At 67.9% G+C, this 11,069-nt stretch carries 12 protein-coding genes; 10 read left to right on the forward strand and 2 right to left on the reverse strand.

The genetic code is table 11. The annotated features are described in order from the left end of the window. The 3 genes from ACIQ6O_RS07495 to ACIQ6O_RS07505 all read left to right on the forward strand — a co-directional run. Positions 1-730, forward strand: a 730-nt coding sequence (locus ACIQ6O_RS07495; protein ID WP_396207155.1) for a sugar phosphate nucleotidyltransferase, incomplete at its 5' end; no start/stop codon positions are given. Then, positions 727-1,941 carry a putative sugar nucleotidyl transferase gene (locus ACIQ6O_RS07500; protein ID WP_396207156.1) on the forward strand — a complete coding sequence of 405 codons (1,215 nt, stop codon included), beginning with the start codon at positions 727-729 and terminating at the stop codon, positions 1,939-1,941. The genes ACIQ6O_RS07495 and ACIQ6O_RS07500, both read left to right, overlap by 4 nt. Before the next feature lie 10 nt (positions 1,942-1,951). Further along, positions 1,952-2,785: an MBL fold metallo-hydrolase gene (locus ACIQ6O_RS07505; RefSeq protein ID WP_396207157.1), complete on the forward strand. Its 834-nt coding sequence runs from the start codon at positions 1,952-1,954 to the stop codon at positions 2,783-2,785. Here ACIQ6O_RS07505 and ACIQ6O_RS07510 read toward each other — a convergent pair. Continuing rightward, a complete protein-coding gene (locus ACIQ6O_RS07510) occupies positions 2,782-3,168 on the reverse strand; it encodes a hypothetical protein (protein ID WP_396207158.1) in 387 nt (128 codons plus the stop codon). The two genes, ACIQ6O_RS07505 and ACIQ6O_RS07510, sit on opposite strands and share 4 nt — an antisense overlap. 301 nt (positions 3,169-3,469) lie before the next feature. Here ACIQ6O_RS07510 and ACIQ6O_RS07515 point away from each other — a divergent pair, with 301 nt between their 5' ends. From ACIQ6O_RS07515 to ACIQ6O_RS07545, 7 genes are all read left to right on the forward strand, one after another. Further along, positions 3,470-4,003, forward strand: coding sequence for a hypothetical protein (locus ACIQ6O_RS07515; RefSeq protein WP_396207159.1), 534 nt, complete (start codon positions 3,470-3,472; stop codon positions 4,001-4,003). 197 nt (positions 4,004-4,200) lie between these two features. Next, a complete protein-coding gene (locus ACIQ6O_RS07520; protein WP_396207160.1) occupies positions 4,201-4,602 on the forward strand; it encodes a hypothetical protein in 402 nt (133 codons plus the stop codon). After that, on the forward strand, positions 4,599-5,405 hold the full coding sequence (locus ACIQ6O_RS07525) for a molecular chaperone (RefSeq protein ID WP_396207161.1): 807 nt from the start codon (positions 4,599-4,601) through the stop codon (positions 5,403-5,405). Before ACIQ6O_RS07520 ends, ACIQ6O_RS07525 begins: the two co-directional genes overlap by 4 nt. 7 nt (positions 5,406-5,412) lie before the next feature. Further along, positions 5,413-5,913 carry a hypothetical protein gene (locus ACIQ6O_RS07530; protein ID WP_396207162.1) on the forward strand — a complete coding sequence of 167 codons (501 nt, stop codon included), beginning with the start codon at positions 5,413-5,415 and terminating at the stop codon, positions 5,911-5,913. Positions 5,914-5,940: 27 nt separating this feature from the next. After that, entirely contained in the window at positions 5,941-8,982 is a 3,042-nt protein-coding gene (locus tag ACIQ6O_RS07535) for a hypothetical protein (protein WP_396207163.1), read from the forward strand. Further along, a complete protein-coding gene (locus ACIQ6O_RS07540) occupies positions 8,979-9,593 on the forward strand; it encodes a hypothetical protein (protein WP_396207164.1) in 615 nt (204 codons plus the stop codon). The genes ACIQ6O_RS07535 and ACIQ6O_RS07540 overlap by 4 nt, the downstream gene beginning before the upstream one ends. Further along, entirely contained in the window at positions 9,590-10,114 is a 525-nt protein-coding gene (locus tag ACIQ6O_RS07545) for a hypothetical protein (protein WP_396207165.1), read from the forward strand. The genes ACIQ6O_RS07540 and ACIQ6O_RS07545 overlap by 4 nt, the downstream gene beginning before the upstream one ends. A 116-nt stretch (positions 10,115-10,230) precedes the next feature. Here the strand turns inward: ACIQ6O_RS07545 and groEL are convergent. Further along, positions 10,231-11,069: chaperonin GroEL (gene groEL / locus ACIQ6O_RS07550; protein WP_396207166.1), on the reverse strand; the 839-nt coding region annotated here is incomplete at its 5' end.

The raw sequence follows: 11,069 nt of genomic DNA on the forward strand, positions 1-11,069 counted from the left end.
TGACGGCCGAGAGGCCGTGATGGTGTGCACCCACGCGGACTGGGCCATCGGTGACGTGCCGACGTTCCGCGCCACGCTCGACCGGGCGGCGCAGGTGGCACTCGACGAGCGCGCGCTCGTGACCGTAGGGATCGTGCCGTCGCGGCCCGATCCGGGGTTCGGCTACATCCAGCCCGGCGACCTCCTCCGGGACGGCGTACGCAAGGTGGCCCGGTTCGCGGAGAAGCCCGATCGCGCGACAGCCGAACGTATGGTGAACGACGGGTATCTGTGGAACTCGGGGATCTTCGCCTGGTGCGTGGGCGACCTGCTCGACGAGATCCGCGCGCTCACGCCCGAAGTACAGCCGGCGCTCGACGCCGCCGGCCACGACCTGGCCGCGTTCTTCGCTCAGGTGAAGTCGATCGCGATCGACGTGGGGGTACTGGAGCGTTCGTCACGAGTGCTCGTGCTGGCCGGCGAGTTCGGCTGGGACGACGTGGGCACGTGGGCGGCGCTGCACCGCGTGCGCACCCACGATGCGCAGGAGAACGCCATGCTGGGCCCGACGTTCGCGTGCAAGGCCACGGGCAATGTCGTGCACGCGGAAGGCACCCGCGTGGTGCTGTACGGCGTGCAGGATCTCGTGGTGGTGGCCCGTGACGGTCTCGTCATGGTGACCACCCGCGAGCAGGCTGCCGACCTCAAGACGTTGCTGGACGCGCTGCCGCCCGAGATGCGCGCTCCATGATGTTCGTCCTCGACGATGCGCGCGCGCGCCGTTTCGAACCCTTCTCCACGTCGCGCCCGTTGAGCGAAATGCGGGTGGGTGCTCTGCTGCAGCGCCAGCGCTGGCAGCAGGTCCTGCAGACATCGGTTCTCGGCCACATCTCCTCCCCGCATCTCGCCGGGTTCGAGGAGTTCGACGCGCCCCCGCATCATGAGGGCGATGTGCCGGCCGGCGCGTGGCTGGTGAATAGCCGGGCGGTGCCGACCCTGCTGCCGGCGCTGAGTTCGGCCACGGTCCTCATCATCGAGCAGCAGGTGGCGGCGGTACGGCTCGCAGCCCCGGTGGCACAGGAGCAGCTCCACGACCCACAGTTCACGCTCGACGACGTGCTCCCTGGCACAGGCTCCATGGCCACCATTCCGGGGCTCTGGCTCGAAGAGGTGTGGGACATCGTGGGGCAGCTGCAGACCCTCCTGTTACGAGATATTCCGGCGCTGGTGCCGGCCCTGAGCGCGCGAAAGCTGTCGCAGGACGGCGTGACGGTCCTGGGGGATCACGGCGTGTTCGTGGCCGACGGCGCCACGGTGGAGCCGCACGTGGTGTTTGATACCACGGCGGGGCCAGTGCTGCTGTGCCAAGGGGCGTCGGTGCAGGCGTTTTCGCGCGTGGTGGGCCCCTGTTTCGTGGGGGAGTCCTCGGCCATTCTCGGCGGACGCGTGTCCGGGTGCTCGATCGGCGAGGTCTGTCGCGTGCACGGCGAGGTGTCGGTGACGACATTCGTGGGGCATGCGAACAAGGGGCACGACGGGTTTGTCGGCCACTCGGTTCTCGGTCGCTGGGTGAACCTCGGCGCCGGCACCACCACGAGCAATCTCAAGAACACCTACGGCACCGTGTCGCTCTGGACCCCCGATGGCCTCGTGGACACCGGGATGCAGTTCCTCGGCACGCTATTCGGCGATCATGCGAAAACGGGGATCGGGCTGCGACTCACCACTGGATGTGTCGTCGGCACCGGTGCCAATGTGTACGACAGTATGCCGCCGAAGGCGGTGGCCCCGTTCTCGTGGGGCGGAAGCGTGCCGTATGCCGAGTTCGGGGTGGACAAGTTCGTGGACATGGCCGAGCGCATGATGGCGCGTCGGCAGGTTCTCCTGTCCGATCGCCCGCGGCGGTGGTGGCGCACACTGCACGCGGTGGCCACGGCCGACCTGCGTTGGCCCCGTCGCTGAGAACCCGGCCATGATCACGATTACGATGCTTGGCTCCGGGAGTCGCGGGAATGCGATCCTGGTGGACGGTAGTGCTGGCAGCCTGCTGGTGGATGCCGGCTTCGGGGTGCGCACGCTTGCGAAGCGGTTCGAGGCGGCCGCGCGCCGCCCTGAAGAGGTGGGTGGGCTGCTCCTCACGCACGAGCATGTCGACCATGCATGCGGGGCCGCAGCGGCTTGCGATCGCTGGTCATGGACCGTGCACGCCTCGGCCGCCACCCATACGGCGCTGTCCGTGCAGGCGAGCGGAGCGCCCGCCGACGTTGCAGTGTTGGGGACAAGCGGCCAGATGTCGCTTTGCGGGTTCACCGTGGAGCACACGCCGGTACCCCACGACGCGAGCGATTGCCGGGCCTTCGTGCTGACGGACGAGGCGAGTGGCGCCCGTGCCGGAATCGTACTCGATGCGGGGCACGTGCCAGACGGGCTGGCTGCCTTTCTCGAACGATTGGACCTGCTGGTGCTGGAGTCGAACCACGACGACGCGATGCTGGCCGACGGGCCGTATCCGGCGCCTCTCAAGGCCCGCATCGGCGGCGGGCAGGGCCATCTGTCCAACCGACACGCGTCGGCGCTGGCCGCCGCCTGTGCGCATCGCGGTCTACGCGCGGTCGTTCTGGCGCACCTGAGCGAAACCAACAACACCCCGGAGTTGGCGGTGAAGACCGCGCGCGATGCGCTCCGGAAGGCCGCGTGGAAGCGCGACAGCGTGCTCGCGGCCCCGCAACGGATCGTGTTGTCCCCCGTCAGCGCCGACGGGGGTGTCGGCCGCCCGGCTGCCGCACAGCTCTCGCTGGGGCTCTAGCGGCGACGCACCGCGCGAAAGGTGCCCGATGCCTCGACCGCCCCGTTCTGGCTGACATCGAACCAGCTGCCTTTTGCCGTGTCGGCCTGTAGGGTGCCGATGTGTCGACGGGTGGAGCCGATGACGATCACATCGAATTCCGCGGTGTTGGCGTTGGCCATGCGTCCCGTTACGGGCCCGGTGAGGCGGCGTTGCCCGCCCCCACTCGTGGATTCGATGACGTCGAAGCTGCCGGCGAATGCGACGGCCGACGTGCTCCGCACCGTCCACGTTCCCTGAAATGCCCCGCCGGCGCCGGACGCCGACTGCCCATTTACGTCCCACTGGCCTTCCAGCGGCGTGACACCGCTGGGCTCGCTTGTGGCTGGCAGGCAGGCGGACATGGCACAAACAGATGTAAATACGGCACTTAGCCGAAATGAAGCAGTCAGAAACCGGCGTCTCATCAGAGTCATGAGTAGAGGACGACAACGAACGATTGACGCAACTACGGATGAGTTCGTCACAGGAGCGGCCGATTTTCCAGAATTTAGGTAAGACCAAATACGCAATCAAGTTTTTGTGACCTGCGGCTCAGGTCGATCTTCCTGCTGATGGCTGTCACAATCTCGGCTCCCCCGAACTCCGTCGAGATCAGCCAGTTACGGGAGACTCCCGTACGCCCCCTTAATTCCGGAGAGATCGATGAAGGTCACTCGGATCATCGCCACGGCCGCCATGTCGGCCGTCCTGGCGGGAACCGCTCAGGCGCAGGCTCTGAACTGCACCGGTACGACGTCGGCTGGCCCGACGAACTGCTCTGTCACCAATACCGTCAACGTGAGTGTCCCGTACGTGGCCAGCCTGCAGGTGAGCTCGGCGACGACGAATCTGACCGCGCCGACCGCCGCGAACTTCGGCGCTTCGGCGGGCGTGAGCGACGCCAATGCGATCTCGCTCACCGTCAAGGCGAACTCGAGCTACAAGGTCACGGCCTCGGCGGCCGCTGCCACGTGGACCGGCGGCACCAACAGCAAGTCGGCCGGCGACCTCAAGCTGAGCATCGACAACTTCAGCACCACATCGGCGCTGTCGACGGCCGGCGTACAGATCGCGTCGGGCGCATCGGCCACGGCCAGCTCGAATATCTCCATCGGCTATAACGTCGTATACAACTGGACGACGGATGCCCCGGGCGCATACAGCCTCGCGGTGAACTACACGCTCACGTCGCCGTAACACGGTGAGGGCGGGATCCGCGGCCCCCTCGCGGATCCCGCACACGCCCCTATCCCGGAGCTCCCGTGCGACGCCGCGCGGTTTCCCTTCTGCTCGGGATGTTGCTGTCGGGTGTCGGCCAACCCCTGTCGGCCCAAAGCACCTGCAGCAGCACCACCAGTTGTACGGTCGCGGTAACACTCCGTTTACCGCAGCCCATGGTGGTCAGCCTCGCGCTCAGTGCGAGCAGCACCACGATCCCCACGCTGACCGCGCAGGTGTTGTCCGCAGGCTTCGCCGAGGTGGCGGGGCCCACGATGGTGGTGCGCGCCAATTCGCCGTATCGGGTCTCGGTACAAAGTGCGGCAAGCACGTGGACCTACAGCGGGTCGGCGGCGAACCCGCAGAAACCAGCCAGTGATCTCCAGTGGAGTGCCACGGCGAGCGGCCCGTGGGTGAGCAGCGCGACGAGCGCCACGCTCTGGCCGACGAACAGTCTGGTTGCGCCAGCCACCAGCGGCCGATCACTCGCGATTTTCTACCGTTCGTTGTGGAGCTGGACGGCCAATCCGCCCGGCAACTATTCGATCCCCGTCAACATCACTCTCACTTCGCCATGACATCCGTCTCGCGTTTCGCCCAGTTCGCCCGTCTCGCCTTCGTGGCCACGCTGGTGTGTGTACCGATGCACGAGGCACAGGCCCAGCTGGCGATCGACAAGCTCGATCTCGTGCTCCAGGCCGATGGCGCCGAAGAGCGTACCGGCGTGCTCACGGTCCGCAACGAAGGTACGACGCCCGCTCAGGCCGTGATCAAGCTGGAAGACTGGGATCGCGCCCCGGACGGCAACAATCGCTTCTATCCGGTAGGTACGATCTCCGGTAGCTGCGCCAACTCATTGCAGGTGTTCCCCATGTCGCTCTCGCTCAAGCCCGGCGAGGCGCAAACCGTACGCATTGACTACACCGGTCCGGCGCGGCTCAGCCGGGAGTGCTGGTCTCTGGTCGTGGTGGAATCCCCCACCAGCACACCGCAGGGCGCTGGACGCCAGCTGATGTACAACGTGCGCACGGGGCTCAAGGTCTACGTGGCGCACGATGGCCTGGCAGTGGACGGCGAGGTGGAAGGGCTGTCCGTGGCGCGCACGACGCGCAACAGTGTCGCGCACGACGTCGCGATCGTGGCGTTCGCCAATCGCGGTGCCAAGCACTACGTCACCAAGGGACGACTGGAAATCCGTCGTGACGATAACTCCCTCGTGCAGACTATCGACCTGCCCCCGATGTACGCGTTGCCGGGTGCCGTCATGCATACGACGGCCACATTGCCCGACTTGCCGAAGGGCAAGTACCTGCTGCTCTCCATCGTCGACTACGGCGGTCAGGAGATTGCCGCCGGCATGTACAGCCACGACGTACGCTGAGCCTTCCGTGTCGTTCTCCCTGCGCCGTTCCGTGATTCACACAAGCGTCCTGCTGCTGGCATGCTGGATCGTGCCACTGGGCGCGGCAGCGGCGCAGACCTGTGCATCTGGCAATTCCAACAGCTGCATGAGCGTGACCTTCACGCCGGTGCGTCCGACGCCCGAACCAGCCGATTTCCAGGCGGGATTCGCCGTGCTCGGCTCGCTCAACGTGACGGTGCTCAAGTGCGGGCGGCGGCCGTGCGAGGTGACCCTGGCCGCTGCCACCCAACCGCCCACGGGGCTCCGCATCAAGGTGGGCGGCACGCAGCCGACGCGCTTGGCTGACTGCGCCATCGACATTACCGGCATCAGCGCCGCGCCCTCGTCGCAGGCGCCGACCATCGCCTTCGTGAACGCGGCCGCCGCGATCACGGTCTGGGTGTGCCAGCCGCTCTCCTGGGACCCGCTGCGGACGCCTGTCGGCACGTACACCCCGGAGTTCCGTTTCCGTCTGCGTCAGGGCTGATCGATGCGGCGGGTAATGGTGTCGGTCATGACCGGCCTCGTGAGTAGCCTGGCCATGGCAGGGGACGTCCTGGGACAAGCCTACGTCGGTTCCCTCCGGGGGGACGGGCGCGCGCGTGACGGGGCGTTCGTCATGGGGAGCCGCGTCATCATCGTGCGTCCGGCATCGGCCACGCGATCACCCGACCGGGCGGCCGAACGGACCTCGGTGGCGGCCGACGCACGCACCAACGCCTCCGCCGCCGTCGACCACGACCGCACGACGGATCGCAAGGACGACAAGAACGCGGCGGCAACGCATCTCGTCGTCGAGACACGGGGCAGCGAACTGCTCGTGGTTCGGGTGACCGTTCCGACCCGCATGCGGTGGGATGGAACCGACGCGAACCGCCGAGCGCAGTATCGCGTGGTGGTGTCGCGCTTCGTGCAAGTTGTGGGTCCCTCCAGCGGATTTCTCGATCTCGCCCGCGACTCGGCGCTCGTCCTTGCCCTTCGCGTGTCGCGTCGCGCGCCGGCCGGCCGATCGCTGGCTGGGACCGTAGAGTTCACACTAGGCGCGGCCACCGCGCAGGTTGCCGTTGATGCCGAGGTGCCGGTGATGCGACGTCTCGCGATGTCAGTGCCACCGCAGGGGATCGCCGCGTCACGCGGACGGTGGAGCCAGTTGGCGATCCGAGTGAGCAACGATGGCAACGTGCCGGAGAACCCGGCGATTCGCGTTGACGCACCGAGCGACTGGCGAGTAGAGTTGCGTCCGATCGAACGCGTCGAGCCGCAGGCGCGGGCGCTCGCGTCCGGTACGAGTCGCACCCTGGCCCTGCGCCTGTGGGTACCCTCGAGCGCCAATCAAGGCGTGGTCATGGTCCCGGTGCAGCTTGCCCGCCCGGACAGTGCGCCGCTGGTGGTGCAGGTCCCGGTGGATGTGCTGTCCGATATCACCGGCACGGCGGCGGGGCCAACGCTCACGACGTCGGTCGTGGCTGGCCGCAGCGGTGCGGCCGAGGCCCTGCAGGGTTATGCCGTGACGCTTGGCGGGCCGGTATCGGACTCGCTGCGTATCGCCGGACGATTCTCGTATGCCGGCGCGAACTCGGCGCTTGGCGGTGCGGGCTTCGCGCTCGCGCGCGCCGGCGTGCTCACCACTCCCCCCTCCTTCGAAATCGAGCATCCGCGTGCCCAGCTCAGCGCCGGGGCGACAGCGGGTGCGTTTCCCGAACTGGGTGGCCAGTTTCTGGCCGGCCTGGGCGGTATAGCCCGGGTGCGACGCGGGGCACTGCAGGCACGGGCGTTCGACCTGCGTCCCATGTCGCAGCAGCAGCAGTTCTCGCTTGTGGGCCATGCGCCCGGTCGCTTTCGCGGTGGCGAACTCGGCGTCGACCTGCCGCGCGCGCGGGCCGCGATCTTCGGCGCGTCGCTGGAGGATCCCACCACGCGCCGCGCCCTCGACGTGTGGGGGATCCGCGGCGGATTCGGCAGCGCACTCGGCTCCGGGATCTCGTCGGAGCTGGCCTATCGAACACACGCCGGTGGTACCGGCCTTGGCGTGGCCACCAGCGCGCGACTCATTGGTCAGCGTTCCAGTCTCGACATTCGTGCGATGCACGCCCCTGGCGGATCACAGGCCTTCGCCCGCGCCTCCGATGAGCTCCTGGCGACGGCTACGCACATGCTCGGCCGGCGCAGCTACATCGCCATTGGCGGGTGGACGCAGCGCGACGACAACCAGACAATGGGGGCGGCGCAGAACCGCGGGTGGTACGTGACACCGAACATCGCGTTCTGGCGCAGCGGCAGCCTCGGCTTCGAAGCCCGCGGTCAGGCGTTCTCGGCGGGGACCGCGCAGGGGCGCATCGGCACCAAGGAGCTGGCGGGCGGCGGTACACTCAACGTCACCGTGGCGGGCACGCAACTCACCGGCCGCTCGCTGCTGGCACAGCTCGATCGTTCGCTCGGTGGGCTTGATCTGTCGTCGCTCTCGAGCCGCCAGTGGCGGCTCGATCACATGGTCCTCGCTTCACGCGGCGGCATGCGCGGCGCGCTCTCCGTCGCCTACATGCAGCAGCAGTACAGCGGATCAACGGGGAGCTTGCCGGGCCAGCAGTCGCTGACGGTTCGGCTCGACCGTTTCCGACCCTTTCTGACGCGCAGCCTGCTCGTCGACGCGGAATGGCAGCGCATGCAGGTCGGCCGCACGCTCCCGGCCGCAGCGATCGCCCGCGCCAGTCTCTCGGTGCCCCTGGTGGCGGGCATGCGCGTGGCGCTGGGCGTGGAGCGAAACCCGTTCATGAGTCTCTCCACCTCCAGCGGACGTGCGCCGCTGCTGTACTCGTTACGCCTCGATCGGGCGACCACGCTCCCGCGGCTCTCCTCGTCCGCGAACGGACTCGTCTTCCGTGACGAGAATGCGAACGGCCGCCGTGACCGCGGTGAACGTGGCGTGGCGGGCGTCGTGGTGCTGTGCGGCGGAAGCCGGGTGGCGACCGATACGCATGGACGCTACGCCTGTTCTCAGACTCGTCACGATGTGGATGCGCGTACGGTGCCCACGGGGCTCGTGGCGGCGCGTCCCCGAGTGGCGGCCGGTGAAGCCATTGCGCTGCGCGTGGTGCAGCCGTTGCATATCACCCTTCGCGTTCCTGCCAGCGACTCGGCGCGCCTCTCTCGCGCGGCGCTCTCACAAGTGGTGGTATCGGCCCGTGACAGCAGTGGCTATGCGTGGCGCGCGCGCGCGCTTGGCGACGGCCACTACGTGGTCGATGCGTTGCCGATAGGCCGCTACGAATTGGTCATGGATGCGTCGGCCGCCGAGGAGCCACTGGCACTGGCTGGCAGCGCACCGACGATCGAAATCGGCGCGACCGCCAACACCCCCGACGTGTCACTCGACGTGCGTCCGCGCCCGTTGCGGATGCGCACGTTCAACTCCGATGCACCTGGTGCGATTCCGGTGGAGAGCGCCACGGACGCGCCGACGCCCACGCGTTCCGCGGCGCCCGCGCGGGCAGCTGCCCCACGCACAAAGACCACGGGAAGCCGTCCCGCCGCCCGATCCACGGAGCGGCCACAATGACCCGCCTACGTGCCTTGCGGGCGTCTCGGTGGGCCACGGTGTTGCGAGTGGCGATGGCCGCGGCTTCCATGACCACCATGGCGGCGGCGCCGCGCACCGCGCTGTTCGCCCAGTCGTCGATTCCCGCCCCGGGACCGTGTGATACGGGCACCTCGAGAAACGGCACCTGCCGTCTGCATCTGGTCGTGACGAACCGGATTCAGCCCACCCGTCAGCTCACGGTCACGGCGAGCCCGGACTTCACGCTGCTCCCCGCGAGCGGGCAGCTCACCGCGGCCGACTACGCGGCGGGGGCGTTCGATGTGGCTGGCAGTTTTCGCGTCACCGTGTCGTCCACGTCGGGGTGGCGCGTGAGCATTCAGGCCGCGTCTGCCTCGATGACCGGCAGCTGCGCATCGCGCCCGGCGTCGAGCCTCACGTGGGGACTTACCCCGGGGAGCCGCACCACCCCCCTCTCGACATCGCCCACCACCATCGGTACCGGGGGCAGCTACACGGTGAACCAGAGCTTCGACTTGTACTTCCGCGCCACCCTCGACTGGCTGCGCGACCGGCCAGCGAGTGCCGCCAACTGTTCCCTTCCCGTGTCCATCACCGTGTCCGCGCCATGACCGCCGCCATTCCCTGTCGACTGTGTGGGCGGCTCGCCTGCGCGGCCGCCTGTTTTTCTCTCAGCACCTCGATGCTCGGGCGCTCGTTGCATGCCCAACCCGCTGTCGCACAGGCGCCGCCGATCAGTACCGTCACGGCGGTCACGATCGGGGGGGTGTTCGTCACGGCCCCAATGCAGCCGATGCTGAACGCCGTACCGACCGGGAATGCGTGCGGCCCCGACTGCTATCGCGGGACGATCACCGTGCGCGCCAACCAGCGCTGGCAGCTGCAGGTCCGCCTGGATCCGGCGATACCGCTGCCTGCCATGGTCTTCTGGGCGCCGGGGGTCGCCGGTTCGACCGGGGAGCGCCTTGAAGTGGCGTGGCTGACCATTCTCACCGGTCCAGTTCCGACGGCGGGGACGGAGGTGGCGCTGCAATTCGCCGTGTCGCCGACGGCGGGGCCGCCGCCGTCGGAGGAACCGTTTCATCAACTCCTGTCGATGGCGGTGCAGTACCGGGTGATTCCCCTGCCGTAAGGGGTGAGTACCCCTCGACGCCAGCGGTGGGCGCCGTGGCCGGAAAACACGAACGGGCGTCTCTCGCGAGACGCCCGTCGTGCTTGGTGCGGAGAGGATGTCGCTAAGCCATCGGCTTAGTACATGCCGCCCATGCCCGGGCCACCGGCCGGAGCCGCCGGCTTGTCTTCCTTCTTCTCGACGATGAGCGCTTCGGTCGTGAGGAGCAGACCGGCGATCGAGGCCGAGTTCTGGAGCGCCGTACGCGTAACCTTGGTCGGGTCGATGACGCCGGCCTGCACGAGGTCTTCGTACGTGTCCGTGAGGGCGTTGTAGCCGAAGCTCGTCTCCTTCGCGTTGCGGATCTTCTCGATCACGATGGAGCCTTCGCCGCCGGCGTTCTGCACGATCATGCGGAGCGGCTCTTCGATGGCGCGACGGATGATGTCGACACCGATCTGTTCGTCGCGCTCGGCGACCTTCACGTCCTTGAGGACATGCTGCGCGCGCACCAGCGCGACGCCGCCGCCCGGGACGATGCCCTCTTCGACGGCGGCACGCGTGGCGTGCAGCGCGTCTTCAACGCGGGCCTTCTTCTCCTTCATTTCGGCTTCGGTCGCGGCGCCGACGTTGATGACGGCCACGCCACCGGCGAGCTTCGCGAGACGCTCCTGGAGCTTCTCACGATCGTAGTCCGACGTGCTCTTGTCGATGGCGGCGCGGATTTCCTTCACGCGGCCTTCGATGTCCTTCTGGTCACCGGCGCCGTCGATGATCGTGGTGTTGTCCTTGTCGATCACGATGCGCTTGGCCGAGCCGAGGTCGGTGAGGACCGCGTTCTCGAGCTTGAAGCCGACTTCGTCGGAGATGACCTGACCCTTCGTGAGCGTCGCGATGTCCTGCAGCATCGCCTTGCGGCGATCGCCGAAGCCCGGCGCCTTCACGGCGACGATGCGGAGCGTGCCGCGGAGCTTGT

Source organism: Gemmatimonas sp. (assembly GCF_044345575.1).
Lineage (GTDB): Bacteria > Gemmatimonadota > Gemmatimonadetes > Gemmatimonadales > Gemmatimonadaceae > Gemmatimonas.